This is a genomic window from Sorangium sp. So ce381 (assembly GCF_051473845.1).
In the GTDB taxonomy this organism is placed as follows: Bacteria; Myxococcota_A; Polyangia; order Polyangiales; family Polyangiaceae; genus Sorangium; species Sorangium atrum.
In genome coordinates this window covers 4,880,617-4,906,681 of record NZ_CP150336.1, presented here as the reverse complement: position 1 = coordinate 4,906,681, position 26,065 = coordinate 4,880,617, and the positions used below count along the sequence as shown (strand labels likewise).

At 69.7% G+C, this 26,065-nt stretch carries 20 protein-coding genes; 11 read left to right on the top strand and 9 right to left on the bottom strand.

What is annotated here, in order from left to right; translation table 11 throughout:
• Positions 1 to 408: 408 nt before the first annotated feature.
• The 4 genes from WMF29_RS18405 to WMF29_RS18390 all read left to right on the top strand — a co-directional run bounded on the left by WMF29_RS18405 (position 409) and on the right by WMF29_RS18390 (position 5,545).
• The gene (locus WMF29_RS18405) at positions 409 to 2,046 is read left to right on the top strand and encodes a DUF1592 domain-containing protein (protein WP_437330089.1); all 1,638 of its coding nucleotides are present in this window, start codon (positions 409 to 411) and stop codon (positions 2,044 to 2,046) included.
• Entirely contained in the window at positions 2,046 to 3,488 is a 1,443-nt protein-coding gene (locus WMF29_RS18400; RefSeq protein WP_437330088.1) for a DUF1552 domain-containing protein, read from the top strand. Before WMF29_RS18405 ends, WMF29_RS18400 begins: the two co-directional genes overlap by 1 nt.
• 371 nt (positions 3,489 to 3,859) lie before the next feature.
• On the top strand, positions 3,860 to 5,023 hold the full coding sequence (locus tag WMF29_RS18395) for a substrate-binding domain-containing protein (protein ID WP_437330087.1): 1,164 nt from the start codon (positions 3,860 to 3,862) through the stop codon (positions 5,021 to 5,023).
• Between the two features lie 84 nt (positions 5,024 to 5,107).
• Positions 5,108 to 5,545, top strand: a complete 438-nt coding sequence (locus WMF29_RS18390) for an NADAR family protein (protein ID WP_437330086.1) — start codon at positions 5,108 to 5,110, stop codon at positions 5,543 to 5,545.
• A gap of 75 nt (positions 5,546 to 5,620) precedes the next feature.
• On the opposite strand, the gene WMF29_RS18385 is transcribed toward WMF29_RS18390, so the two are convergent.
• Complete coding sequence (locus WMF29_RS18385; protein WP_437330085.1) at positions 5,621 to 6,313, bottom strand: hypothetical protein; 693 nt, start codon at positions 6,311 to 6,313, stop codon at positions 5,621 to 5,623.
• A gap of 109 nt (positions 6,314 to 6,422) precedes the next feature.
• Between WMF29_RS18385 and WMF29_RS18380 the strand changes: the two genes are divergently transcribed.
• Complete coding sequence (locus WMF29_RS18380; protein ID WP_437330084.1) at positions 6,423 to 7,388, top strand: DUF4423 domain-containing protein; 966 nt, start codon at positions 6,423 to 6,425, stop codon at positions 7,386 to 7,388.
• 91 nt (positions 7,389 to 7,479) lie between these two features.
• Here the strand turns inward: WMF29_RS18380 and WMF29_RS18375 are convergent, their stop codons facing one another.
• Positions 7,480 to 8,151 (bottom strand): cyclase family protein, encoded by a 672-nt coding sequence (locus WMF29_RS18375; protein WP_437330083.1) that lies wholly within the window; start codon positions 8,149 to 8,151, stop codon positions 7,480 to 7,482.
• Between the two features lie 325 nt (positions 8,152 to 8,476).
• On the opposite strand from WMF29_RS18375, the gene WMF29_RS18370 reads away from it, so the two are divergent.
• Positions 8,477 to 10,219 (top strand): ABC transporter substrate-binding protein, encoded by a 1,743-nt coding sequence (locus WMF29_RS18370; RefSeq protein WP_437331137.1) that lies wholly within the window; start codon positions 8,477 to 8,479, stop codon positions 10,217 to 10,219.
• 6 nt (positions 10,220 to 10,225) lie between these two features.
• Here WMF29_RS18370 and minC read toward each other — a convergent pair whose 3' ends face one another.
• Positions 10,226 to 11,071 carry a septum site-determining protein MinC gene (minC, locus tag WMF29_RS18365; RefSeq protein ID WP_437330082.1) on the bottom strand — a complete coding sequence of 282 codons (846 nt, stop codon included), beginning with the start codon at positions 11,069 to 11,071 and terminating at the stop codon, positions 10,226 to 10,228.
• Positions 11,072 to 11,251: 180 nt separating this feature from the next.
• On the opposite strand from minC, the gene WMF29_RS18360 reads away from it, so the two are divergent.
• Positions 11,252 to 12,046: a hypothetical protein gene (locus WMF29_RS18360; RefSeq protein WP_437330081.1), complete on the top strand. Its 795-nt coding sequence runs from the start codon at positions 11,252 to 11,254 to the stop codon at positions 12,044 to 12,046.
• A gap of 273 nt (positions 12,047 to 12,319) precedes the next feature.
• A complete protein-coding gene (locus WMF29_RS18355) occupies positions 12,320 to 15,919 on the top strand; it encodes an nSTAND1 domain-containing NTPase (RefSeq protein WP_437330080.1) in 3,600 nt (1,199 codons plus the stop codon).
• Positions 15,920 to 16,167: 248 nt separating this feature from the next.
• Here the strand turns inward: WMF29_RS18355 and WMF29_RS18350 are convergent, their stop codons facing one another.
• The 4 genes from WMF29_RS18350 to WMF29_RS18335 form a co-directional block, all read right to left on the bottom strand.
• On the bottom strand, positions 16,168 to 17,115 hold the full coding sequence (locus WMF29_RS18350) for an STAS domain-containing protein (RefSeq protein WP_437330079.1): 948 nt from the start codon (positions 17,113 to 17,115) through the stop codon (positions 16,168 to 16,170).
• A gap of 91 nt (positions 17,116 to 17,206) precedes the next feature.
• On the bottom strand, positions 17,207 to 17,779 hold the full coding sequence (locus WMF29_RS18345; RefSeq protein WP_437330078.1) for a hypothetical protein: 573 nt from the start codon (positions 17,777 to 17,779) through the stop codon (positions 17,207 to 17,209).
• 2 nt (positions 17,780 to 17,781) lie between these two features.
• Positions 17,782 to 19,131, bottom strand: coding sequence for a hypothetical protein (locus tag WMF29_RS18340; RefSeq protein ID WP_437331136.1), 1,350 nt, complete (start codon positions 19,129 to 19,131; stop codon positions 17,782 to 17,784).
• Positions 19,132 to 19,136: 5 nt separating this feature from the next.
• On the bottom strand, positions 19,137 to 20,087 hold the full coding sequence (locus WMF29_RS18335; RefSeq protein ID WP_437330077.1) for a hypothetical protein: 951 nt from the start codon (positions 20,085 to 20,087) through the stop codon (positions 19,137 to 19,139).
• Positions 20,088 to 20,244: 157 nt separating this feature from the next.
• On the opposite strand from WMF29_RS18335, the gene WMF29_RS18330 reads away from it, so the two are divergent.
• Together WMF29_RS18330 and WMF29_RS18325 are read left to right on the top strand one after the other, a co-directional pair.
• Complete coding sequence (locus tag WMF29_RS18330; RefSeq protein ID WP_437330076.1) at positions 20,245 to 21,096, top strand: DUF350 domain-containing protein; 852 nt, start codon at positions 20,245 to 20,247, stop codon at positions 21,094 to 21,096.
• Positions 21,093 to 22,337: a glutathionylspermidine synthase family protein gene (locus tag WMF29_RS18325; RefSeq protein WP_437330075.1), complete on the top strand. Its 1,245-nt coding sequence runs from the start codon at positions 21,093 to 21,095 to the stop codon at positions 22,335 to 22,337. The genes WMF29_RS18330 and WMF29_RS18325 overlap by 4 nt, the downstream gene beginning before the upstream one ends.
• A 41-nt stretch (positions 22,338 to 22,378) precedes the next feature.
• On the opposite strand, the gene WMF29_RS18320 is transcribed toward WMF29_RS18325, so the two are convergent.
• Positions 22,379 to 22,948: an SgcJ/EcaC family oxidoreductase gene (locus tag WMF29_RS18320; RefSeq protein ID WP_437330074.1), complete on the bottom strand. Its 570-nt coding sequence runs from the start codon at positions 22,946 to 22,948 to the stop codon at positions 22,379 to 22,381.
• A gap of 464 nt (positions 22,949 to 23,412) precedes the next feature.
• Here WMF29_RS18320 and WMF29_RS18315 point away from each other — a divergent pair, with 464 nt between their 5' ends.
• Entirely contained in the window at positions 23,413 to 24,186 is a 774-nt protein-coding gene (locus WMF29_RS18315; protein WP_437330073.1) for a hypothetical protein, read from the top strand.
• On the opposite strand, the gene WMF29_RS18310 is transcribed toward WMF29_RS18315, so the two are convergent.
• On the bottom strand, positions 24,187 to 25,851 hold the full coding sequence (locus tag WMF29_RS18310; protein ID WP_437330072.1) for an NTP transferase domain-containing protein: 1,665 nt from the start codon (positions 25,849 to 25,851) through the stop codon (positions 24,187 to 24,189).
• Positions 25,852 to 26,065: the final 214 nt, after the last annotated feature.

The following is a 26,065-nucleotide window of genomic DNA, read 5'->3' as shown; positions in this document are numbered from 1 at the left end:
CTCCCGGCGTTGAGGGGGCGGCGTCGACGTGGTGGGGGCTCGGCGCCCGCCCGATTCCATCGAGGCCGGGGACGCGCTCGACTGGGTACGTCATCGCGAACCGAACGAACAACTTTTTCGCGACGAAACTTGCAGCGTACCCCGGCCGGCGATCTGGATCCAAGTTACCTACATGTAGGTGCGCCTGGCGGTGGCGAGTGTGCGGCGCGCCGAGCGCGCGGCAATGCGACGAGCTGGACCACGTGGCGGCTCACTTCCTTGTTCATCACCTCAAGCACGATATCGTCGCAGATGAGCAGATCGACGATCGTGAGAGCGATTATCCGGCGTCGCGTGGGCTGGTTCGCAGGCGCGCCGAGAGAGCAAGCGCGGTTGCAGACGGGAGCGCTCGCGCGCATAAAATGAACCATGGGTCGATCACTTGGTTATCATTCTTACGGGACCATGCTGGCGACGGCGCTGGCATGGGTCGCCGGCTGCACGGGAGACGTAGGAGATCCCGACGCTGCCGGGACGGGCGGAGGCGGCGTCACGCTGCCCGATGGGACGGAGAGCGCGAGCCTCCTCCCAGCGCGCATCCGCCGGCTCACCAACGCCGAGTACGCCGCCTCGGCGCGCGCGCTGACAGGGACCACCACCAACCCGAGCGAGGGCTTCGCGCCGGATTCGCGGCAAGACGGCTTCACGGTCAACGACGCGCAGCGCGTCGATCCGGTGCTGGCGAAGCAGCTCGCCGCCGCGGCGGAGGCGCTCGCGGCCGAGGTGAAGGGCAAGGTCGCGGAGCTCGCCCCCTGCGCCGATCCGGGGACGCAGGCCGAGAGCTGCGCCAGGGCGTTCATCACGTCGTTCGGCGGGCGCGCCTACCGCCGCCCGCTCGACGCGGCGGAGGCCGACGCGCTGCTCGCTGTCTATCAGGTCGGCGCGAAGGGCGCGACCTACGCGGACGGCATCGAGCTCGTCGCGCGCGCGGTCCTGCAGTCGCCAGGCTTTCTCTACCTGACCGAGATCGGCGATGGATCCGGCGGAGATGCGCTGGCGCTGACTCCCCATGAGCTGGCGAGCTCCCTCTCCTACCTCATCACCGCTGGCCCGCCCGATGATGCGCTGATGGAGGCCGCGGTCGCCGGCGCGCTGTCGACCCCCGAGGGCCGGGAGGCCGAGGTGCGCCGGCTGCTCCAGACGTCGGCGGCGCGCGAGCGCATCGTGCGGGTCGTCCGCGAGTGGCTCGGCGTCGACCGGATCGCGATGACGGCGAAGGACTCGAACGTCTACGGCGACTTCGCCGGCGCCAGGGCCTCGATGGAGCGCGAGACGGAGGACTTCGTGACAGAGGTCCTGATGAACTCCACCGGGACGGTCGGCGAGCTCCTGGGCGCCGACTGGAGCGTCATCGATCAGCCGCTCAAGAGCGTGTACGGCGCCGCCAGCACGGGGCGCGTGTCGCTCTCCGATCGCCGGGGGATCCTCAACCAGGGCGCGTTCCTCTCCGTGTATGCGCACGCCACGGAGACCGCGCCCGTGCTGCGCGGGGTGACCGTCCTGCGCCGCGTCGCCTGCATCGACATCCCGTCGCCGACCGAGCTGAACATCAACGTCGTCCCGCCGGTGCCGGATCCGAGCAAGACGACGCGGCAGCGCTTCGAGATCCACTCCACCGACGCGGAGTGCAAGGGGTGCCACAACAGCATCGATCCGATCGGGTTCTCGTTCGAGCGGTTCGACGGCATGGGCAAGGTCCGCGAGAAGGACAACGGGACCGACGTCGATAGCGCGGTCAGCGTCGCGATCGGCGCCGATTTCGACGGTGCGTACGCCGACAGCAACGCCCTCGCGCAGGCCCTGTCCACGAGCCCGACGGTGCGCTCGTGCTTCGCCCGCAACGTGTTCCGCGCCTCGGTGGGCCGCAGCGGCAAGGCCGCCGCGGAGAGCGAGGAGTCGTTCTTGAAGGCATGGCAGGCCGTCCCTGAGGCAGAGCAGGGCAAGCTCGTCGAAACGCTGATCACCTACGTCAAGAGCAGTCTCTTCAGCCATCGGAGGCCCCAGTGATGCGCCGGTCGACCCGCCGTACGTTCCTTCGCGCCGTGGGGGCGAGCCTCGCGACGCTTCCCTTCGTCAACATGCTCGCGGACTCCGTCGCCCAGGCGGGCGGCGAGGAGCTGCCGCTCAAGTTCGTCGCCGTCTATCACCCCCACGGCATCGCCGCCGAGTACTGGGCCATGCGCGCGGGGGACACGGAGACGAGCTTCGACATCGCGTACGAGAACTGCTCTCTCCAGCCGTTCGATGACCCGGCGACCTACGGCCGGAGCTTCAAGGACAAGATCCTCGTCGTCGAGGGCATCGACCACCTGTCGAACGCCAACGGGCACGACTCGGCCGGCACGATGCTGACCGGCAGCCGCATCGACGGGAAGAAGCCGCTCAACCTCTCGCTCGACCAGTACCTCGCCGTGGAGAGGGGCCTCGGCGCGGACACGCGCATCACGAGCGTCGCGCTCGGGGTGGGCATGGACGGGACCGAGTCCGGGCAGACGCTGTCCTTCGGCGCGGGCGGCGCGCCGCTGCCGAAGATCATCCACCCGGTGGAGGCGTTCAACCTGCTGTTCGCGGGCCTCGTCGTGGGCGACGACCCCGAGGCCCAGGCCCGCGCGGCCCGGCAGCGCGAGCTCGGCCAGAGCGTCATCGACTTCGTGAAGGGCGACATCAACCGCCTGCGCACGCGCCTCGCGCCCGCCGAGCAGCAGAAGCTCGACCAGCACCTGACGTCGCTCCGCGAGCTGGAGAAGCAGTACGCTGCGCCTTCGGCCGGCGGGCCGTCGTGCGTCGTGCCGCCCCAGCCCGACGCGTCGAAGTTCCCGTCGGTGAAGCAGTACAACGGGGGCGAGCCCTACTTCGACGCCATCACCGACGCGCACGTCGACCTCCTGGCGCAGGCGCTCGCCTGCGGCGTCACGCGCTTCGCCACGCTGTTCATGAACGACCTGTCCTACGCGAACAACCCGCTCGGGCTGCCGACGGACAACCACGGATCGGTCGCGCACACGTACGACGCCTCGCCGGTCGGCAACGACGGCCGCCCCGGCGCTGGCAACCCTGAAACCTGGGTGCCGCTCGCGAGGTTCAACCGGTACAGCTACTCGAAGATCGCGCGCCTCATGCAGCGGCTCGACCAGCTCGGCGCCCTCGACAGCACGCTGATCTACGCGTCGAGCGACATGGGGAACCCCGCCCAGCACAGCAAGCGCAACGTGCCGACGCTGCTGGCGGGCGGGGCGAACGGGAAGTTCAGGATGGGCCGGCGCATCAAGCTCAAGGCGGACTGCCCTGCCGACGCGCCGTGGTGCGGCGAGAGCGACGCCACGTTCACGCCCGTCACGAACAGCCGGATCCTCGTGTCGATCGCCCAGGCGTTCGGCGTCGAGATCGAGTCGTTCGGCTCCCAGCCCGACCCGGCGCTCACCACGGGCGCGCTCAGCGAGCTCACGTAAGCATTCTCCACCTCCTTCCTCGACAGGCGGCGCGCTGGTCGAGGCGCGCCGTCGGCGCGAGGCGAGGTGTGTAATCGCGCTTTCATGGCGCCCGTGCGCGTGATGCCTTCAGCCGAGAGCTCCCACCTCGCCTTCACGCCACTCCTCATCGGCGATTTTCCGTGCCTATTGACAGTCACTTCGTCGACGTCGTATCTCAAAATTGCAAACATGGGTTTCAGGACGCCCACGACGTTGCAATGCGCCCGTCGAACCGACATGGTGCTCGTTTATCGCAGATGTCGGCTCCGCTGTACGGAGACCAGGACACTTGTGGGACTCGCGTCCCAGATCTCGGCATCGTGCTCGCCGGCCGCCGAGGAGGGAATGTCATGAAGATGACGGGACGATGCTGGATGACGGCCCTCGGGCTCATGCTGATGACGGCGGCGTGCGCGGCAGAGGACGCCCCCCAGTCGGACAAGCCGACCGAGGAGATCGCGCTGATCAAGCGGGACCGGACTCCGATCACCGAGTTCACGCCAACGCAGCTCGAGGATACTGTCGACCACCTCATCGGCGCGATCAACCAGAGCGGGCTCAAGCCGATCCAGATGGTGGTCCTGCTGAAGCACCTCTCCACCTTCTTCGAGCCGATCGCCACCGGCGCCAACCGAGCCATGGGCGAGCTCGAGGCCGTGGGGAACGTGCTCGGCCCCAGCACGCAGACGGAGACGGCCAGCGGCATGGAGTCGCAGGCGCTCCAGAATCAACAGATCGCGAACGCGATAGAGGACGGCGCCCAGGGCATCGGCGTATCGCCCTACGATTCCCTCAACGAGGCCTCCATCAATGAAGCCGCGGCGAAGGGGCTTCACGTGGTGACGTTCGACACCGACCTGAAGGACTCGGGGCGCACGCTCTACGTCGGCGCCATACAGAAGTCCGCCGGCAAGTTGGCGGCGGAGACCCTGGTAAAGATGCTACCGAAAGGGCCAGGCACGGTAGTGGTCCACGGCGACACGTCGACGCAGTGGTACGACGGGTCCCAGCGAACGTTCGGCGTCCTGGAGGCGCTCGGGGCGGCCGGCTACACGGTCCAGGTGGTCCAGGCTGTCTTCATCAACGGCCAGGAAGGCGTTGACGTCGATCAGATGAAGACCCAGATCCTGAACGCTGACCCGCCCGTCGTGGGCATGCTCGGCGTGTTCAACATCTCGTATCGCTGCGTGATGGCCGCAGAGGACGCCGGCAGGCCGGAGATCCCCATCGTCGCGTTCGACTTCGATCCGAAGACCGTCGAATACATGCAGAAGAAGCGCATCAAGGCCACGGTCGTCCAGCGTCAGTACTATGAGGGGTACCTCGTGCCCTACATTCTCTATGGCATCGAGCACATCGGCCTCGATGCGACGAAGGACATCCTCCGCCCGCTGATGACAGACGAGAACCAGATGCCCGACGAGCACCGGGTCAACCTCGGCGTCGACGTGGTCCCCGCGGACAAGGTCCAGGCCTACAACGACTTCCTCGACCAGATCGGCTCGATCCAGTAGCGGCGCCTTGGATGGCGGGATGGCGGCGGGCTCGCGGCGAGGTTCCGCCCCGGTGCCGCGGGGGCCGTGGGGTAGACTGGGCCCATGACCGTCATCCGCTTCTATCGCTCCGGCGACGCGCACGGGTTCTTCTCCAATTTCTCGCCCCACCCGGTCACGCTCAAAGGCAAGGTGTGGCCCACGAGCGAGCACTACTTCCAGGCCCAGAAGTTCCCCGGCACCGAGCACGAGGAGGCGATCCGCAATGCCTCCGGCCCCGGCGAGGCGGCCCGCATGGGCCGGCAGCGGAGCCGCCCGCTGCGCCCCGACTGGGAGCAGGTGAAGGACGACGTCATGCGCGAGGTGGTGCTGGCGAAGTTCACCCAGCACGAGGATCTCCGGCGCGCCCTGCTCGACACCGGGGACGCTGAGCTGGTCGAGCACACCGCGAACGACGCCTACTGGGCCGACGGCGGCGACGGGAGCGGGCGGAACATGCTGGGCATCATCCTGATGGAGGTCCGCGCGCAGCTGCGCCGCTGACGCGTCGAAGCGGTCCTCTCTCCTCGGACGGCCCGGGGTCGCGACGATGGCTGTCGCGCGACCCTGGCTCCGCGATCAGAACTGCGCCACGCCGAACTGCCGCGCGGAGACCGACCCGTCCGGCCCGCTCCCGGTCGGGTGGCTCTCGGCGATCCCGCTGATCGTGCCGGAGACCGCGCCGCTGCTCAGCGCGCCGCTCAGGTACACGGTGACCGCCTTGAACTCCGCGGGATCGACCTCGGTGACCTCGTACGAGCCCTGGAGCGCGGAGAGATCGATCTTGTAAAAGAAGCTGGCAGCGTCGACCCGCGGGACCCTGAGCGTGACCGCGAACGACTCGTCGAACGCGCCGTCCTCGGTCGAGAAGGCCAGCGGGACGTCGATCTGCAGGTGATCCGAGCAATCCAATGCGAGCGCCGGCTCGGCGCCGCTCGAATCGCCGCCCTCTGCCACCGTCGATCGCACGAAGCGCGCGGCGATGAGCTCGCCGACAGAGACGGTCGCCGTCGTGCTGCCGCCCTTCGCCCATGTGAGCGGGGCGGAGCGCTCTCCGGAGATCTCCGTGAGCGCCGCTCGCGCCGAGAAGCCCAGCGGGGAGACGTCGTCTGCGCCGATGTCCTCCTTCTCCTCGTCGCACCCGCCCTCCGCTCCGTGGACTCCGCCGATCTGGCCGCCCTGCGGCGCGCCGCCCGCGCCATCGACGCACCCGAAAGACCCGACGCTCGTCGCCACCGCGACCACCCAAGAAAGCCAACGCCGCTCGCGCATGTTCACGACCTCCTGCGGCGTACCTTGCGTTCGTCGCCGGCGCGACGCCAGGTCAGCTTCGCACATTCCATAGGGCAAACTGGCCTATACATGTGCGAATCTGCGGTACGTGGACCATGAATCCCTTGCAAAGGAGCTGATCCGCGCCCTGCGCGGTCGGCGCTCGCAGCTGGCCTTCAGCCGCCGGCTCGGCTTCCGCACCAACGTCGTTTACACGTGGGAGTCCGGCAGGCGCTGGCCGACCGCGGCCACCTTCCTCGTCGCCGCGCGGCGCGCGGGGGTCGACGTCGCGGGGGCGGTGCGGCGCTTCTTCCCGTCGCTGCCCGCGTGGCTCGCGCGCACCGATCCGGCGTCGGCCGAGGGCGTCGCGGCGCTCCTCTCGGAGATGCGCTCCATGTCGCCCATCGTCGACGTGGCGCGGCGCGCGGGCAGGAGCCGCTACGCGGTCGCGCGCTGGCTCTCGGGCGAGGCCGAGCCGCGGCTGCCGGACTTCCTGCGGATGGTCGAGGCGTGCTCGCTGCGCCTCCTCGATTTCGTGGCGCTCTTCGCCGACCCGGCGGCGCTCCCGGCGGCGAGCGCGGCGTGGCGCACGCTCGAGGCCCAGCGCCGCGCCGTTTACGAGGAGCCGCTGCTCCCCGCCGTCCTGCTCGCGCTGGAGCTGCCGGCCTACCGGGCGCTCCCGCGCCACGAGCCGGGGTGGATCGCGCGGCGGCTCGGGTTCCCCGTCGAGGACGAGGCGCGCTGCCTGGATCGGCTCGCGGAGGCCGGCCAGATCCGGAGGAGCCGCGGCCGGTGGATCGTCGCGCCGATCCGTACGGTGGACACGCGCCCGGATCCGGACGCGGAGCACCGGCTCAAGTGCTTCTGGGCCGGCGTCGGGCTGGCGCGGCTCACGCGCAAGGCCGAGGGGCGCTTCTCGTTCAACGTCTTCACGGTCTCCGCGGCCGATCTCGAGAAGCTCTCCGAGCTCCACGTGAGCTATTTCCAGAACATGCGCGCGGTGATCGCCGAGTCGCGGCCTCCCGAGCGCGTCGTCGCCGTGAACCTGCAGCTCTTCCCGCTCGACGGGGGCTGAGCCACCCGCGGGCGCCGCGACACCGCGCCGCCCCGCCGCCGCTCCAGGAAAGCCCGCGCCGCGCCAGCTTCCACCGAGCGGCCTGCGCGGCTCACACGATGGCGAACGCCCGGACCGGGAACGTGCCGAAGGCGCGGACCTTCACCGGGACGGCGAAGAGGCGGGCTCCGGCGGCGGGGAGCTGATCGAGCCCCGTCATGTGCTCGCAGATCGGGATGTCCGCTCCGAGCAGGAGCGAGTGGACTGGCCGCGCGGGATCGGCCGTGTCGTCGATATTGTAGGTGTCGACGCCCACGAACACGGCGCCTGCGCCGGCCAGGAGCAGCGCCGCGTCCCGCGTGAGGTACGGGTGTCCTTCGAAATAGCGGTCCGTGCGCCAGTGAGCGCTCCAGCCCGTGCGCACGAGGACGGCCTTCCCCGCGAGATCGAGCCCGTCGAAGGCGTCGGCGTCGATCGCCCGCCCGGACCGGCCCCGCGCCTCGACCACCACGCTCTCCAGATCGGCCAGCGATTCGAGCGGCAAGCCGGCGAGATCCTTGCCGTTCGCATAGCGATGAAACGGGCTGTCCACGTAGGTGCCCGTGTTTGCGACCATGTCGATTCGGCCGATGTGGAATTCGACGCCTTCCGCGTAAACGCCGCGGGACTGCTCGCGTGAGAGGAAATCGCAGACGACGGGCGCCGGCACGCCCTTGTACGTCGTCATGCCGTGCTCGACGGTGTGGCTCAGGTCGACGAAGGTTCGTGAGACGGGGGTGGTCACGGTCCGCTCCTCGGGAGGGGCTCCGCGCGGCGGAGCCTCCTGTGCGCCCGGTCGGGGCCCCGAGCCGCCGCCAGTTTCGCGGGAGGGCGCGAGGAGATCCAGAAATCGGGCGCGAGCCGGTCGAGTTGACATGTGCTCACATGCGCCGATAGAGTGCGAGCGCGGCGACACCTGGCCCGATGGTTCAGGGGGGCGAGCGTCGTGCCTGGGTGCCTCGGCGGGCGCGGGTCCGGGCGTCGTCGCTGGAGTGGTCACGGGAACGGAGCGTCGCGGGGGGGTCGAGATCGCCCGCGTGGAGAGGTGGATGTCTGGGATGAGTCGAACCATGCCGCGCCGCGCGTTCGTCCTGTCGGCGCTGCTGCTGTCCACCTGCGCCGCGGCGGGCTGTCGTTCGAAGAATGGCAGCGAGAACCCGTCCGCCGCGCCGGAGCGGGCGGCGACGCCGGGGGGGTCGGCGCAGGAGGCGGGGGCCGCCTCCGCGCAGCAGCCCCCGCCGAAGCGGGCCACGGTGGTCACGATCGCGAGGGAGCAGCAGGCCACCTGGGTGCGCAACTTCAACCCCCTGCTCCCCGAGGGGAGCGCGCGCTTCCCGACGGTCGCCGGCATCTACGAGCCGATGCTCGTCTACAACACGATGCGGAGCGAGTACACGCCGTGGCTCGCGACGAGCTACGCGTGGAGCGACGCGAACAAGAAGCTCACCTTCACGACCCGCTCCGGCGTCAAGTGGTCGGACGGACAGGCGTTCTCGGCGAGGGACGTCGCGTTCACGTTCGCGCTCATCAAGAAGCACGCGGCGCTCGATCTCGCGGGGGTGTGGCGGTTCCTCGGCTCCGTGACGGCGATCGACGACACCACCGTCGAGTTCGTACTGAGGCGTCCTTATGTGCCCGGGCTCAGCTACATCGGCCACCAGCCGATCGTGCCGGAGCACGTGTGGAAGGAAGTCGCGGACCCCGTCACGTTCGCGAACGAGACCCCCGTGGCGACAGGGCCCTTCACCGAGGTGAAGGTCTTTCAGAACCAGGTGTACGAGCTCGGCAAGAACCCGCGCTACTGGCAGGAGGGCAAGCCGGCGGTCGACGGGCTGCGCTTCCCGGCGTATCCGAGCAACGACCAGGTCACCCTGGCGCTCGTCAACGGGGAGATCGACTGGGCGGGCGCCTTCGTGCCGGACATCGAGCGGGTCTTCGTCGCAAAGGATCCGGCGAACCATCATTACTGGTTCCCGCTCGTCGGGGGGACCGCCACGCTCTACCCGAACGCCACGAAGAAGCCGTTCGACGACGTGCGCGTGCGCAAGGCCATCAGCATGGCGATCGATCGCGACCAGATCGTCAAGCTCGCGGCGGACAACTACACGCATGGCGCGGACGCGACGGGGCTGGACGACTCCTACGAGCGGTTTCGCAGCGAGAAGGCGGTGGAGGCGGGCGACTGGGTGAAGTTCGATCCGCAGCGGGCGAACCAGATCCTCGACGAGGCGGGCTATCCGAGGGGCGCGGACGGGATCCGGACGAGGCTCGGCAAGCCGATGCACTTCGACATCAACGTCGTCAGCGGCTGGTCCGACTGGGTCCGCGCGGTGCAGATCATCACGCAGAACCTGGAGAGCGTGGGCATCGCCGCGTCGATGAAGACGTATGACTTCAGCGCGTTTTACGCGGCGCTGCAGAAGGGCCTGTTCGATCTGTCGATGGGCTGGACCAGCGTCGAGCCAACACCCTACAATTTCTACCGCGATCTGATGAGCGCAGATCTCGTGAAGCCGCTCGGCGAGGTGGCGCCGCGCAACTGGCACCGTTTCGGCGCAAGGGAGGCCGACGTGCTGTTCCACGCGTTCGAGTCCGCGACGGACCCTGTCGATCAGAAGCGCATCCTGGACGGGCTGCAGATGATCTTCGTGCAGGCCGCGCCGGTGATCCCGCTCTTCAACAACCCGTCGTGGGGCGAGTACAGCACGAAGCGGTTCACCGGCTTCCCGACGATGGAGAACCCGTACGCGAAGCTGACGCCGAACAACCCTCCGGAGTACTTGCTCGTCCTGACCGAGCTCCGACCAAGGTGACGCGCCCTAGAGGCGCGTGACGACGAGCCCGTCGTTCTGCACGGAGATGCGGGCGGGCTTGCCGCGGTGCTCGTCGGGGATCTCGTCGGCCATGAGGTAGCGGCCGGCGATCGAGACGAACTCCGCCTCGAGGCTCATGCAGAAGATGCTCGCGTCCGCGTTGTTGTGGGCGCCGGCCATGGCGCGGCCGCGGAGCGGCGCATAGACATGGATGTTGTCGTTCGCGATGAGCTCCGCGCCCGAGCTGACCGGCGAGAGGACCACGAGGTCGCCGTGGGGCACGTAGATGACCTGCCCGCTGCGCACCGGCTGCCGCACGGTGAGCCCCGCCGGCGGCGGCTCCCCGGCCGCGTCCGGCGGCGGGGCGGCGTCCCTCGGGCGCCGGGCGGGCCCCGCCGCGCCGCGCTCCGCCGCGGCGCCCCCTGGCGCGCCGCGGTCCGGCGCGGGCCCTACCGCCACGGGGCCCGGCGTGGGGGTGCTCCCCTCGGCCGGCCCGGCCTGGCGGGACGAGCGCGTGAGCGGCGTCCGCAGCACGCCGAGGCCGGCGGCGACGGCCCGCTCGCGCTGGGCGTCCGTCGGGTTGCGCACGGCGATGGGCACGAGGTTGTGCTTCCTCAGCAGCCCGGCGAGGGCGCCGAGGTCGACGGGCTCGTCGCCGAGCTCCGCCAGGTCGAGCAGGATCGGCAGGTGCAGGAAGAAGTGCGGCATCTGCGAGATGTGGTCGGCGAGCTGACGCTCGACGGCCGAGACATTCGCCGTCTTCAGACAGAGCATCGTGATGGCAGGCATCGTGCCCTTGAGCGCAAACGCCTGCTGCTCCTGCCGCTTCTCCCCTCGCCTGCCCGACACCATCGCTGTCCTCGCTCGCAAAAAGGTGCTCCCGCGGCGGCACTGTAACCCGGATCCGGCGGCTCGCGCGGGAAAAACCGGTAGGCGCTCCGGGCCTCGCCGCGCGGGCGGCGCGTCGCTGCGTGCGGCCGGCGCGCCGCTGCTTGGCTGGCCGCCTCGCGCGGTGCTAACGGTGGTTTGGCCATGCCGACCGCGCGCCGCGCCTCCGTACTGCGGCTCGACCCCCTTCCCCCTCCCGCCTCGTCCATCGCCTCTCCCTTTCCCGCGTCCCCGCGCGCGACCCCCCGGCCGGTCGACGCGCTCGATGGCCACTTCGCGCTGGAGGTCCCGCGCGTGTTCTCCGAGGCGGAGCGCGCCGCGCTCGTCGCGGGGGTCCGCGCGGCCCGCTCCGAGTGGACTGCCGACTTCGGAGGCGAGCAGTTCTCGCTGGGGCGCGCCTTCTACACGCACCTGGAGACGGGGCGCTCGCGGCTCTATTTCGCCGACGCGGCGGCCTCGGATGCGCGCGTCGAGCGGCACCTCCCCGGGCTCCAGCGCAGGATGCGCGAGCTCGTCGCGGCGCTCACCGGCGGCCTCGCGCAGTCCCGGCGCGGGTTCTGCGGGCCAGGCGTCCACATCTTCCCTGCGGGGGAGAAGGTCGCGCGCGAGGGCGGCGTCGTCCACTTCGATACGGAGGGGCTCTCCGACTACCACCTTGCCCGCCGGCTCCGCGCGATCACCGTCGTCGTGATGCTGGAGCTCCCGGATGCGGACGGCGGGCTCAAGCTGTGGGATGTCCTCTACGACGGGCGAGACGATCCGGGCGACGAGGCGCTCTCCGCGCGGAGCCTCGTCGCCGGCTACAGCCCTGGCGGCGCGCTGGTCATCGACAGCTACCGCCTGCACCAGATACAGCCGTTCCCGGGCGACCGGGATCGCATCTCCGCGACGGTGCACGCGGCCGAGATCGACAACGGCCGCTGGGAGACGTGGTTTTAGCACTCCAGTCGTACTTACGGCGGCCGAACGGCACGGCATGCTCGCCTGAAGGCGCCATGCTCCGCAGGCTTGACCGGAGGGGGCTCCGTCCTCCGCTAGCTCAACCTGAAGGATGTCTGCGCGGGCTCAATCTCGGGGATCCATGCTCGGTGAGCCGCCCCCGAGACGTCGACCTCCGCCTCCGCGGCTTGAACTTGGCGCGCCGAGTCCTGCGGCCTCGACCTAGGCTCCGGCGCGCTTGCGTTCTCGCGCGCGTGCTCCTCAAATGCACGCATGACGAGCGACGGGGCGCGGGGACGCAGCCTGTCCTGCCCGGTGGAGGCCGAGGAGGTGGGAAGCACCCCGGCTCGGGTGCGCGATCCCGTCCTTGATGACCTCGAACGTGCCTACCTCGGCGGCAACCTCGTGGTTTTCGCTGGCCACGGCGTCTCGACTGCGGCAGGGCTTCCCTCGCGTGAGCGCCTCCTCGGACTGATCGTAGAGCGTGCGCGGGCGCGCGGTGCCGAGGGCGAGCTCTGTCGCGAGATTCAGACCCTCGCGGACCAGCGGCGCGTCATGGACGCGCTCACGGCGGTGAAGGACACCGTGAGCGCGAACGAGTTCTGCGCGACGATCGAACGGCACCTCGACGACCAAGGCTTTGAGGTCCCGGACATCGCCTCGGCGATCGCGGCACTCTCTCCCCGCGCCGTGCTCACGACGAGCCTCGACCTGCTCCTCGAGCGCGCTTTCCTCGGCCGCTGGCCCGCGCTCGCCCGCGCGACGGGCAACATCGCCCAGCGCCACCGCTTCATCTTGAAGCGCTTCGGCACGCTCATGGATCGCTCAACCTGGGTGCTGACGCGCGACGAGCACGACCGCGTGACGCATCACGACCCGCACCTTGTTCGTGCCTTCTCTGCGCTCTTCGCCTCCTGCCCGCTGCTGTTGGTTGGTTGCGACCCTGCCGCTGATTACTTCCAGGCGGTCCTCGGGTGGGTCCGGTTCCTGGCCAGCGAGCAGCCCCCGAACCACTTCGCCCTCGTCCACACGGGAGCTCTCACGCGCTACCTCCGCAATGAACTTGATCGGCTGGGCGTTCGGCCAATCGCGTACGAGGATCGCGACGGCACGCACGTAGAGGCCGTGCAAATACTCCGCAATCTGCGGGCGATGCGCGCAGGCGAAACACCCCTGGACCGGCGCGCGAGTCAACGGAATGTGTTCGAGCAGACGCTGAGCGTTGCGCAGCGGGTCCCTGGCGGAACGACCGTTCAAGAGCGAAGTCCCAGCCATCTCGCGACGATCGTGCCGGAAGCGCACCTCGAAGATGCGTCGCACATCGAGGAGTTCAACCCGGCTCCGGCGTCCATCTGCCCGTTCCCCGGTCTCGAGTTTTTCGACGAGGATCTCGCCGACCTGTTCTTCGGCCGCGACGCTGAGATCAACGAGGCGCTTCAACGCCTCGGCGAGACTGGTGACGCGCACCGCCGATGGCTCCAGATCGATGGCCCGAGCGGCGCCGGCAAATCCTCACTCGCACGCGCAGGACTCGTTCCCCGGGTCCGCCAAGGCGGCTGGATCGCTGGGTCTCCCCAGCGCTTCCGCACCGGCGTCTTCCGCCCGGGCCTCCAGCCGGTGCGAGCCCTCGCTACCGCTCTCCGCTACGCGCTCGAGGATCGCCTGCCGCCGGGTTTGCGCTCGGCAGACGCGCTCGCACTGGAACTCGACACATCTGACTTGGCGCTTACGCGCCTGCTCCGCAAGCATAGCGGCGATGAGGGCTTCCTGCTCGTCGTAGACCAGCTCGAGGAGGCCCTTACGCTCTCCGCACTCGAGGCGCGAGATCGTCTCGATCGCCTCCTTGCGCAGGCGCTCCTCGATCCAGGGGGACCGCTCTATCTTGTCACCACGATCCGGAGCGACTTCGAGGCGGCTCTGAGCGTCCTACCCGAGCTGTCGGCGCTGCTCAACGCCCACGCATCCCGCTACCACCTCCGCCCGATCAGCGCGCCAGGGCTGCGAGCGGCGATCGCCGGCCCTGCGCAGCACGTTGGCCTTCGCTGGGAGCGCGGTCTCGCCGAGCGACTGATCGAGGATGCCGCAGCGACAGACACAAGCCTGCCGCTCGTCGCTCACGTGCTCCACGCGCTCTGGACGAAGCGCGACGGCGACCTCTTGACGCATGCCACGTACGACGCGCTCGGCGGCCTCAGCGGCGCCCTGGCGCGGAGCGTGGCCCCGGTCATCGAACGTCTGGGCGCCGAGGGCAGCGAACGAGCGCGGCGGCTGCTCCTCCGCCTCGTGAAAATCGGTCGTGGCGCGGAGGACACGCGCCAGACCGCGAGCCGGGCTGAGGTGCTGGAGGCGGCCGGCAGCGACGAGTATGCGGAGCACTTGCTCCTGAGGCTCTCGGGCGGCCGAGAGCCGGGAACGGCGGACGGCGGCGCCGGCGCGTCGGTGCGGCTCGTGGTGGTGAGCCGGCGTGACGGCGAGGATAGGGTCGACCTGGTGCATGAGGCGCTCCTGAAGCGCTGGGCGACGCTGCGCCACTGGATCGAGGCGAGCCGCAAGGCGCTCGAACGGCGCGACGATCTCGAAGCAGCGGCAAAGGTGTGGGAGGCCGCGGGAGGCCATGAGGACGGTCTGCCGGGAGGCGCGCAGCTCGCGTACCTTCGCGAGGCCGAGGCGCCAGGCCCGCGAGCGCGACGGTTCCTCGAGTTGGCGACCGCGCTCGAGACGCGGCGTGCCGCAGAACGGGAGACCGCGCGGCTGCGCCTGGAAGAGGAGCGCAACGAGGCACAGCGCCAGCGCGAGAGTGCAGAGCGCCGCCTGGCTGATGCCATCGAGCTAGCAGACGAAGTGCATCTCGCAATCGAGCGAGATCTCAAATACATCGCTGGGACGGCTGCGATACGCAGAAAGCTGTTATCCCGGACGGCAGCGTTGCTGGACCGTGCTGGTGAGAGCTCGGATGCGCTACACAGCCGGATGGTCAACCATCGCCAACGAGGAGAGCTCGCCCTCACGCACGACGGCGATCTCACGCTCGCCAAAAAAGAGTACGACGCAGCACTCGCCATAAACTTACGACTCGTGGAGCTCGTTGGGAATAATGCCCAATACAAGAGCGAGCTGCCGATAGCTTACGGCAAACTTGGTGAGGTGGCGCACGTGGGAGGGGATCTCGCGCAGGCCCGAGGATGTTACGAGAAGTGTCTTGCGCTAATGATGGCGCTATTGACGGCCGAGCCCATCTCGGTCCGACCGCAGCGGGATGATCTTTCGATGGTTTACGCCAAGCTCGGCGCTCTGGAGCAGGAGTCAGGGGATCTCGAGGCTGCGAGAAACTACTTCGAAGACGCCCAGGAGCAGCTTGAAGCACTAACCGGAGCGGAACCCAAAAATGTCAATGCCTGGCGGGACCTGTCCCGCATCTTCCACATGCTCGGGGACGTAGCACATTTGGAAGGGGATTTCGCGTCGGCGCGAGAGTATCACGAGAGAGCGTTAGAGCTCGCGACAGCTCTTTCCAAGAGCGAATCGCAGAACTCGATCCTGCGGCGAGACTTGCTGGTGAGCCATAACAAGGTTGGCGATATGGCGCTGACACGAAGCGACCTCGCCCTGGCTCGTGACCATTACGAAAGGTCGCTCGAATTGACCAGATCGCTGTTAGAGTCGTACCCACAGAGCCTTGAGTGGCAATTCGATCTGGCACACGTATACATCCGAATGGCCAGTTGGGCTTCGCAAAGCAACGAAGCTACGACCCTTCGTCAGTACCGGGATGCCGGTGCATCAATCCTCGATCGCCTGGAGCGCTCGGGCCGCGTCCAGGGGCTCGCCGTGTTCTACGAGCTGCGCACCGCGCTCGATTTGCTGAAGATCTGACTGGCGCAGCGGGTAGATGGACGGTTCAGAATGCTCCCTCCTACTCCGGTTCACCTCCCGGAACGGAAGATCATCGCTATACACGATCTTTCGCAGATAATGAAACTTGGGATCCGTCAGATCGTCCGCTGTCAGCGCCCAGCCCTCGGATCACCCCGGTGCCGAGCGCCACGACGACCGGCACCGCCCGATGCGACACCGCGAGGCCGGCTCGGAAGGCCCAGGCCGCGGTGCCCGAGGGCGACCTCTCAGCGCCCAGCCGCACGGCGCGCCCGCAGCGCGTGGTCGATGCCGCTCTCGAGGGTGCTGCGGACGACGACGCCGTGGAGGCTCTCCTCGATGGCGGCGATGACCCGGGCCATCTGCGGCTGGACGCCGGTGAGCACCACCTCGGCGCCGAGCAGGCGCACGGCCTTGGCGATCTGGACCAGCCCCTGGGCGACCTCGTGCCCGGCGCCGGTGACGCCGGTGACGTCGAGGATCGCCGTGCGGGCCCCGCGCTGGACCACGCCGTCGAGGAGGGTCTCGAGCACCTGACGGGCGCGATCCTTGTCAAAGTCGCCGACGAGGGGCATGGCCAGCACGCCTTCGGCGATGGGGATGAGCGGCGTGGAGAGGGCGCGCAGCGCGGCCTCCCGCGTGCGCAGGATCTCCTCCTGCAGCCGCCGGTTCTCGTCCTCGGCCGCCTGGCGCTCGAAGAGTTCGAGCTGCTGCCGGGTCACGTCGCGGTGCGTCTCGATGACGTATTTCGCGCCGGCCTCGTCGGTGACGGGGAAGAAGAGCGTGTCAATCCACAGCTTGATGTCGTGGGCGCCCGGCAAGCCCACTCGGGATACATCAACGAGCTTCGGCTCCAGCTCGACGATCTCGCCCTGCGCCGCGCGCAGGAACCCCGCCGCGAATCCCCCCTCGATGGCCTGCTCGTCGTGGAGGATGTTGTGCAGCTTGGTCTCCGGCGTCGGCGGCTCGACCCCCGTGGCCGCGTAATGTAGCCGGTTGGCGCCGATGGACGCGCCGTCCGCGCGACGGACGACGATGCCGATGGGGAAGTGCTCGACTATCTGGCGATACGGGAGACGAAACGAGAGCCCCGGGTCGTCGCCCCCGCGCTCCCTTTCGAGATCGGCGACGCGCTGCCGGAGGCGGTCGTTCTCGCTCCGGAGCGCCGCGATCGTGTCCAGCTCGGTTTCCTCCATCACGCATCCACCTCGCTCAACCTACCAGACAACGACGGGCGACTCGCTGGCTTGGTGCCCGCCAGGGCAGAGCTCCCCCTCCAAGGTAGTGCTACACGAGCTTCCGCAGATAGTGAAATTTGGGATCCGTCAGATCGTCGGCCGTCAGCGCCCAGCCCTCATCCCGCGGGATCAGGTAGATGACATCCGATTTGACGCTGGCGAAGCTCACGTGACCGAGGTTCTGGAGGATGTGGCCAAACACGTCGCGGCGCCACAGGCGATCCTTGGGGATGTCGCAGACCGTGCGGAGCATCCGATCCGTGGGTGAGCCCTGGATCAACAGGAACGCCATCGTGAAGGTCAGGTAGCGCGGCTGGCCGCGGTACGGGTCCGGCGTCCCCGATGGCCCCTTGCGCGCGCCCTCCTCCGTGATCATGCCGCGGGACCACATGCCATAATCGTTGAGCGCCCGGGAGTCGTCGTCGAAGTAGTCCCAGCACCCCTTCTCGATGGCGTGCAGATTGGACAGCAGCGCCAGCTGCGCGCGGCGGTACTGGTACCACTTGTATTGCAGGCTCATCTTCTCGAACTGGACCTGGACGGCCTCGTGCAGCGTGCGCTGCAGCGTGCTCCCGGGGTCCATGCGCGCACACACCTCCATCGCGAAGATCGAGTGCTCCACGATCAGCCTCCGTATCCGCCCGAAGCCCGGTTCCACGAGCCGCTGCGGCTGAGGGCCGCGCCGAGGATCACGCCGGTGCCGAGCGCCACGACGACTGGCACCGTCCCGAAGCCGTCCGGGATCGGCGACACCCCGCTCGACGCGGTGCCGCTCGAGAACGGCGTCGCGCGCTGCGTCGGCACGTACGATTTGCCCGGCCTCGGCGCGCTCGGCTCGACCGGCGCCGGGCGAGGGGGCGGCCCCCACGGATAATCCATCCAGAACCAGCCGTGCGACGCGGCGCGGCCGCCGTAGTAGTAGGGAGGCCAATCCTCCGTCTCGTTCGCGGGCTTCGACTCCGCCGCGTCGGCGGCGAAGACGCTCGCGGCCATCAACGCGACGTCGAGGCGGCGCGACCGGAACGCAACGAAGTCGTCGTTGAGGTCGTCGGACTCGGTCGTGTCCCTCTCCGTGGGCACGATGACCAGCACATGGCGAACTCCCCTGTCCCAGAGCGCATCGGCGGACGGCAGCCTCGCGACATGCCGGTTGTCGAACTGCGCCGCGTCGTCCGAATAGGGCGAGAGCCGCTGCCGATCGAGGACGAACATCGTCGCGCGAGGGCCGGGAACCGAGCGGGCGAAGAGCGGCTGGTAGTACGCCGCCGCGGCGAGCGTCAGGTGCGCCTTGACGACGCCCCGCGGGTGCGGCCAGTTGTCGAACGTGAACACCGGGTCGAACGCCTCCGCCGCGCCGGCGGCAAAGGCGACCGACTCGGGGCCGTCGAGATCCACGATGACCGCGATGTCGCGGCGGAGGCCGCTGTCCGTCCGGGCGGCGAGGAGCAGCGACGCGAGCGCCTTGCCGCTCCGGTAGGCGCGGTCCATCGCAGGCGTGAAGATCGGCCGGAGCACGTCGCCGAGCGGCGTGATGGGCGCCGGATCCCCCTCGGCGACGAGCGTTGGCACGGCCGACGGCGACTCGAACAGCGCGGGCACGTAGTAGGCGCGTGCGCCCTCGTCCGCCGGCCTGAGGTCGGTGGACATCCTCGCGAGCGCGGCCCGGTCGAACGGCTTCTTCGACTCGCCGTCGAACGTCACGCTCTCCTGCGCGGCGCCGAAGCTCCAGCCGAATGTCCGCTGCATGTCGAGCGCCCGCTTCCTCTGCACCGCTGTCTCGTCGTCCGAGCACCCGTCGGCGGCCACGGCGATCGCGGCCGCCACCCCGACGAGCCCGACCGCGCCGAGCGCGGCCAGGATCGCGTTCCGCCGCGACGCGTCCTTCGGCGCGTCGGCCAGGCCCTTGTGCCACCAGCGCGCCCCGACGATCCCGGCCTTGTCGAGCACCTCGGCGCGCTCGAACGGCTCATCCATCTGGCTCACGCGGCGGCCTCCCCGGCGCCCTGCGGCGCGCGCTCGGCCGGCGCCGTTGGCGCGGGCGGCACGGCCCCTGCCGCCCTCGCGTGGTCTCGCCGGAGCGCCTCGATGAACTCCGGCGTGAACGTGCCGTCGATGCGCACCGAGTACCTGAAGTACGGGTCCGCCTCGACGCCGTGGTAATCGTGATCGTTGAACCAGTAAGCCCGGCCGGCGACAGCCGTCTTCCGCCGCGCCCGCTCATCCCACAGGAACAGGCGCTTGTTGCCCGCGGGACAGAGCGTGACGAAGTGGTCGGGCTCGCTGTCCGGCGCTCTCCCCTCCCCCGGCGCTCTCCCTTCCCCTGGCGGTCTCCCCTCCCCGTCGTGGTGCACCGTGCCGTGATCGTTGGCCTCGAGACCCATGATGTTGCAGCGCCCTATCGACGAGAACGGCAGGCGCTTCACGTAAGCGATCGTCCTCGGGAAGAACGATCGCGCCAGCCGGGTGAAGTCCTTGCCTTCACTCCGGCTCTTGTCGCTCCAATATCGGTTCGGGATGAGCTCGACATAGACCTTCCAGGGGAAGTACACCCCATGGCGGAACTTGAGCCACAGCATCTGCCGCCGGGAGAGCGGGATCTCGCGCTCCTCGCCGAACTCGAGCGCGGCGCGCGCGGAACGATCGATCGACGATGGGTCGTCCGAGAGGCGCTGGAACGTGGCGAACTCCTCGTCGGCGAGGCCGCGGATCACCTCGCCGTAGTCGGCGAACGCCTCGCCGAGGCGCGACGGCGGCATGATGCCCATCGTGCGGTGGCTGCCGCCGGTGTAATCGATCGGCACCTGCGTGAGCCCGAGGCAGATCTCCTCGTGGATCTCGTCGAGCGGGGCGAGGTCGAGGTACGGCTCGAGATCGATATAGGGTCGCGAGAAGATGCCCTGGATGCCGGAGTCACAAGGAGGTTCGACCATGGGTCCGCCGCCGGAGCCGGGGCGTCACCGCCCCGCAGGCCTACCCATATCACAAAGCGCCGTGCGCCCCGCAAACCCCGAAACCCGCCTGCGCATCGCGGCGGCGACGCGAGGCTCGGGCTTGTGAGGGCGCGGCGCGTTCTGTAGCGTGCGTCCCATGGATCTGTCCTACGTCATGGGGTTCGGGCTGGGCACCACGCTCGCTCTGCTCGCCCTGCTGCGCATCGGGCAGAGGGTCTTCTCACCGGCGCACACGGTCGCCCGCGATCTCACCGAGAGCAACGCCGCCCGCCGGCTGCTCACGGTGGGCCAGGTCCTCGCGGTGTTCCTCGTCGCCGCCAACGCCGTGAAGAACTGCCTCGAGGGCGAGAGCTTCGCGCGCGACCTCCTCTGGGTGAGCGCGTTCGCCGTCGTGGGCCTGCTCCTCGTGCTCGCGACCGGCCACCTCGGGATCCGCCTTCTGCTCAGGGCGCGGCTCCCGGCCGAGATCGAGCGCGGCAACGCGGCCGCGGGGCTCGCGGCGGGCGCGCACTACGTGGCGACCGGGCTCATCACCTCGCGCGCGATCGCGGGCAAGGATCTCGGCGATCTCGCGATCTCCCTCGGCTTCTTCCTCCTCGCGCAGATCACGCTGCACGTGTTCATCTCGCTCTTCCGGGCGCTCACCACGTACGATGACGCCGAGCAGATCCAGGGAGAGAACCTCGCCGCCGCGCTGAGCTACGCCGGCGCCTCGATCGCGGTGGCCATCATCATCGCGCGGGCGCTCGAGGGCGACTTCGAGGGTCTCTTCATCTCGCTGAAGGGCTATGGCGGCGTGCTGCTCTACCTGTTCGCCCTCTACCCTGTGCGGCAGCTCCTCGTGCAGAGCGTGCTGCTCGGCGCGCCGCTCGCGCTGCGCGGCGGCCGCCTCGACGCGGGCATCGCGGCCGACCGCAACGAGGGGCTCGGCGCGCTCGAGGCGGCGACCTACCTCGCGACCTCGATCGCCATCGCGCGCCTCCTATGACCTCCGCCGACCGCGCCTACGACGCCTTCGCCGCGAAGATCGTCGACACGGGCCTCATCACCGACCCCTGGTTCGACGGGGCCCCGCGCTTCCGCGAGGAGCCGGTGTTCGTCACCGCCGCCGAGCAGCGCGCCCTGTACCGCGCCGCCGAGGAGGTCGCGGCGGTCTACAACGAGCTTTGCCTGATCGTCGCGGACGAGCCGTCGCTGCTCGACGACTTCTTCTGTCTGACGCCCTGTCAGAAGGCGATGTGGCTCTCGTCACAACCGCTGTGGCACGGCATCGCGCGCGCCGACGTCTTCCTGACGGACGAGGGCCCGGCGATCGCCGAGCTGAACTGCGACACGCCGACGGGCGAGGCGGAGGCGGTCGTGCTGAGCGCGCTCGCGGCGCCGGATCACCCCGGCGCGCGCGATCCCAACGGCGAGCTCGGCGCCCGGTTCTGCGCGATGGTGGACGAGGTCGCCCGTGCGCTCCTCGGCGAGGCCGCGACGCGGCGCCTCGGCCTCGTTTATCCGACGGAGTTCACCGAGGACCTCTCGGTCATCCGCCTCTACCGGCGCTGGCTCACGGAGCGCGGGTATTCCGTGCTCCTCGGCTCGCCGTACAACCTCGGCCACGACGATCGCGGCCTGTCGCTCTTCGACGCCCCCTTCTCGGTCCTGCTGCGCCACTACAAGACGGATTGGTGGGGAGAGCGCGCGAGCGTGTGGACCGACGAGCAGATCCCCGACGCCGAGCCGCTCGCCGGCCCGCTCGGCGCCGTGCTGTCCGCCGCGGCCGACGGGCGCGCGGCGATCCTGAACCCGCTCGGCGCCGTGCTGCCGCAGAACAAGCGCTCGATGGCGTTCATGTGGGAGCACCTCCATCGCTTCTCGCCGCACGCGCAGTCGGTGATCCAGCGTCACGTCCCGGTGACGTCGCGGCTCGAGACGGTGCACCCCGAGCTGCTCCTCGCGCAGCGCGAGGAGTGGGTCCTGAAGAGCGATTACGGCGCCGAGGGAGAAGAGGTGATCCTCGGGCGCCACACCCCCGACGACGTCTGGCGCGCGTCCCTGGCCAAGGCCCGGGAGGGGCGGTGGATCGCGCAGCGCTACTTCGCCGCCCTGGAGAACGCGCGGCGCGAGTCGGTCAACTACGGCATCTATCTGATCGCCGGCGAGGCGTGCGGCATCTACGCGCGCGTCCAGGCCGGGATGACGGACGCGGCCGCGCTGAGCGCGCCGGCGCTGGTGCGGTAGGAGCGGACGCGCGCCCGCAGCGCGAGCGCGCCCGCGGGCGGCTACTGGGCGGGTCGGGCGGGGGCATCCATGCTGCGCACCGCGCGGAACGCGTCGGCGGTGGCCTGCGTGTTCTGCGTCGTCACGATCTGGAGCCGGTCCCCCGTGCGCCGCGCCACGTGCACCAGGATGCCCTGCATGTCGGGCACGGGCTGGCCATCCGGAGTGACGACGCCCGTCAGCTCCCATGCCCAGCGGACGACGGCGAGCTCCGGCGTGACGAAGCGTGTCTCGACACGCACGCTGGCGAGGCGGCTCTTTGCAAAGACGGTCTCGTGAATGCCGACGTGATTCGCACGGATCTCCTCCCGCCCATGCCACCACATCCCGAAGATGTTCACGAAATCGGCGTCCTCCGCTTGAAGCGCGGCGAACGCATCCATGTCGTGCCGGTTCCAGGCGTCGTTGAAGGCGGCGACGAGCTGCTCTCCCAGCGCCCGCTGCTCGCGTGCGTCGGGCGCCGCCGCCGCAATGGCCGGCGCTGGCGCCGCCGGCGCGACGGGCTGGGGCGTCGCGGGGGCGCACCCGAGGACAAGGAGCGGCAGCGCGACCATGGCGAGGGCTCTATGCATGGGACGCCACTTACTGCGAACCGGCGCGGGACGTCAACCGGCGCCGCGCTCGATCTGGCTGCGGGTCGACCCGCTGTCTCCGCGGGCAATAGAGCTGCCTCGATCACGTGGAACAGGCGTTGACCCGCTCGCACCGTCATCGAGGATCAGCGCTCGGCCGGATCGCATGTTGCCAGGACGACCGCGGATAGGTACGCTTGGGTGTCCGCTGGGTCCGCTGCGCACAATGCCCGGCGGCGCTGGAGGCGATGAACGGCGCTTGCGGTCACAGCATCCTGAAGGAGCTCGCGCTCGCTGCGCGCCGCCATATCAGCGTGACCTCATGATGCTTGAGGGCCAAGGTCGGATGTCCGGTATCACGGTCGCGTACCAGGATGTCTGAGTAACCCGCCCCAGGTTGACATTCCCATGACCAGGGCGCGACGGCCCGGCGACCCGACCCAGGTTGACGGATGAGGAGAGAGATGCATCGATTTGTCTTCAGGACGTGCGGATACGTGGCCACGATGTGCCTGCTCGCGCTCGTGGCTTGCGGTGACGACGGGGCCTCCGACGAGACGTCGACGTCGGGGAGCGGGGGCGCCGGCGCTTCAGGCTCGGCGGCCTCGACAGGCTCGAGCGGCACGGGCGGGTCAGGTGATGGAGGCGGGGGCGCCGGCGCGACGGGCTGTCCAGAGCTCGCTGGCCGCGTCCCCATGCCGGAGCTCGGTCCGTGGATGTATGGGCCTCATCCCGGACCGTGCGCCCAGACGGACACGGAGACGGACACGGGACTGGAGACGTCGATCGTCTACGAATACGACGGCCAGCATGTCATCGGAGCGGTCGAGACGCGGGGCAGCGATACCCACACACACACCTTCGACTATGAGAGTGGTCGGATGATCCGCATGACCCGGACCGGCGCGGCCGACACCCGCGTCCTCGAAATCGACTACGACGACGACGCGCAGGCGATCACCTTCGGCAACGACGATTACTTCGTCCGATACGATCACGATAACCTGGGGCGCCCCGCTCAGCTGACGTTCGACCGCTTCACGGATGATCTGCCGACCATCACGACGGAGATCGTCTACGATGGATGTCGTCTCGTCCGCCGGGAGCAGGGGGTGAGCCCGCTCGACGGCGCGCCCAGCCCATCGCTCCCGGCCTTCACCTACGTCTTCGACGGCGATCTGCTGGTCGAGCGCACCGGGGAGACGTTGCACACGGTTTACGACTACAGCTGCTGGTGATCAACCCGGCGGATTCGCCGGCGCGTGGCCGCCGAGCGCGCGAACGTCGTCGACCGTATCGACGTCGATCGCCCCGCCCGCCCAGTCGATCGCCGCGACATCCTCGGCGCGCAGAAGGCGGCCGGCGCCCTGGTCGCCCTGGAGGCGCGAGAGCGCGTCCCAGCGAGATCGATCGAACACCGCCGGCGCGCCCACGACGCCGCTGAACCGCGACGCGGCGATCGGCGCGCCCGCGAGCCAGGCCTGCCGCAGCGCGGTGAGGTGCTCGACCGTGAGCAGGGGCTGGTCCGCGAGCGCGATCAAGAGCGCGTCGGCCTTCGAGGCCTCCGCCCACCGGACCGCGGCGCGGACCGAGGAGGCGATGCCCTCGTCCCACCCATCGTTCGCGATGTGCGCGACCTCCAGATCGCCGAGCGCGCGCGCGACCGCGCCGGCGTTGGCGCCGAGCACGACCCCGACCGGTCCGGATCGGGCCTCGACGCACGTGGTCGCCACGCGCCGGACGAGCGGCGCTCCGTCGAGCTCGACGAGCTGCTTGGGGCGACCGAGGCGACGGGAGCCGCCGGCTGCGAGCACGACCAGCGCGACGCGCGCATGCAGAGGCCGGGCGCGGGCGCGGAGCTTTCCCCCCTGCGCCCGGCGCGCGACGGCCTGGAGCTCGCCCACGATCGAGAGCGCGATCTGCTCGGGCGTCTCGGCGCCGAGATCGAGCCCGATCGGCGCGTGGATCCGCGGATCGTCGCCGGGGTGGCCGATCTCCGCGAGCAGATCGCGCGTGCGGCGCGCGGGCCCGAGCACGCCGATGTAGCGGGCGCGCGACGCGAGGGCGACCGCGAGCGCGTCGCGATCCGGCGTGAGCTGATGGTGCATGATCACGACGTACGGCTCGGCCGCGGCGTCGATGAGCGCGCGGAGACGATCCGCCGCGCCGCCGGTCGAGACGACGCGATCCGCGGCGCGGAACCGGGACGCCTGCCGGATCGTGGGACCGGCGACCGTGACCCGGAACCCGACCGACGTCGCGAGCGCGACGATGGACACCGCGTCGTGACCGCCCCCGAGCACGAAGAGCTGCGGCGACGGCGCGATCTTCTCGACGAGCACGGTGATCCCGAGCCCGTCGAGCTCCACGACGCCGGCCGGCCCCCGCGCCGCGGCCTCGATCGCGGAGCGCGCGGCCGGATCGGTCACCGGGTGCGCGAGCGCGCACGGCGGACCGAACGCGAGGCGCGCGCCGACCCGGACCGCGCCGGCCGTCGAGCGGATCACCGTGACCAGCGTGCCGGTGGTCTCCTCGGCGAAGCAGGCCGCGGCGAACGCGAGCGCGTCGTGCGTCGCTCCGGCCGCGACGTGCTCGAGCAGGACATCGACGACGCCGTTGCAGCCGAGCCCCACGCCCCACGTCTCTCCGTCTTCGGTTGTCGAGTCGTAAGTGACCACCACGGCGCCATCGCGGCAGCGGTGCTCTCCGCGGAGCATCACGTCGCCCTCGAGGCAGCCGCCGCTCACGCACCCGGATACCCAGCGATCGCCGGCGACCAGCATCCGCGCGCCCGGACGCCGGTACGACGACCCCGACACCCGCACGACCGTCGCGAGGAGGAACGGCGACCTCTCTGCCACCAATGTCGCTGCTTCGCGCACGATCCGCTCAAGCTCGTTCATGCGCTCGGCATCATTCACCCTTCGTGAAGCTCCCGCCAGGGCGTTCGTCGTCGCTGGCGACGCTGGCGACGACAGCTCGCCCTCCACGCCGCTCGGCCGCTCGCGGTCGGGCGCGCAAGCATGATCGATGCGCCGGCGCGCCGCTGGCCGATGGTGAAGAAATGATAAGGACATGCGCAGTCGCTTGACGGCGCGTCAGCCCAAACGTATGGCC

Coding starts and splice junctions, on each gene's coding strand:
- WMF29_RS18395 (WP_437330087.1), top strand. CDS start 3,860: ATGAAGATGACGGGACGATGCTGGATGACGGCCCTCGGGCTCATGCTG.
- WMF29_RS18390 (WP_437330086.1), top strand. CDS start 5,108: ATGACCGTCATCCGCTTCTATCGCTCCGGCGACGCGCACGGGTTCTTC.
- WMF29_RS18335 (WP_437330077.1), bottom strand. CDS start 20,087: ATGGTCGAACCTCCTTGTGACTCCGGCATCCAGGGCATCTTCTCGCGA.
- WMF29_RS18315 (WP_437330073.1), top strand. CDS start 23,413: ATGCATCGATTTGTCTTCAGGACGTGCGGATACGTGGCCACGATGTGC.
- WMF29_RS18355 (WP_437330080.1), top strand. CDS start 12,320: ATGACGAGCGACGGGGCGCGGGGACGCAGCCTGTCCTGCCCGGTGGAG.
- WMF29_RS18400 (WP_437330088.1), top strand. CDS start 2,046: ATGCGCCGGTCGACCCGCCGTACGTTCCTTCGCGCCGTGGGGGCGAGC.
- WMF29_RS18370 (WP_437331137.1), top strand. CDS start 8,477: ATGCCGCGCCGCGCGTTCGTCCTGTCGGCGCTGCTGCTGTCCACCTGC.
- WMF29_RS18320 (WP_437330074.1), bottom strand. CDS start 22,948: ATGCATAGAGCCCTCGCCATGGTCGCGCTGCCGCTCCTTGTCCTCGGG.
- WMF29_RS18330 (WP_437330076.1), top strand. CDS start 20,245: ATGGATCTGTCCTACGTCATGGGGTTCGGGCTGGGCACCACGCTCGCT.
- WMF29_RS18360 (WP_437330081.1), top strand. CDS start 11,252: ATGCCGACCGCGCGCCGCGCCTCCGTACTGCGGCTCGACCCCCTTCCC.
- WMF29_RS18340 (WP_437331136.1), bottom strand. CDS start 19,131: ATGGATGAGCCGTTCGAGCGCGCCGAGGTGCTCGACAAGGCCGGGATC.
- WMF29_RS18405 (WP_437330089.1), top strand. CDS start 409: ATGGGTCGATCACTTGGTTATCATTCTTACGGGACCATGCTGGCGACG.
- WMF29_RS18325 (WP_437330075.1), top strand. CDS start 21,093: ATGACCTCCGCCGACCGCGCCTACGACGCCTTCGCCGCGAAGATCGTC.
- WMF29_RS18310 (WP_437330072.1), bottom strand. CDS start 25,851: ATGAACGAGCTTGAGCGGATCGTGCGCGAAGCAGCGACATTGGTGGCA.
- minC (WP_437330082.1), bottom strand. CDS start 11,071: ATGGTGTCGGGCAGGCGAGGGGAGAAGCGGCAGGAGCAGCAGGCGTTT.
- WMF29_RS18350 (WP_437330079.1), bottom strand. CDS start 17,115: ATGGAGGAAACCGAGCTGGACACGATCGCGGCGCTCCGGAGCGAGAAC.
- WMF29_RS18385 (WP_437330085.1), bottom strand. CDS start 6,313: ATGCGCGAGCGGCGTTGGCTTTCTTGGGTGGTCGCGGTGGCGACGAGC.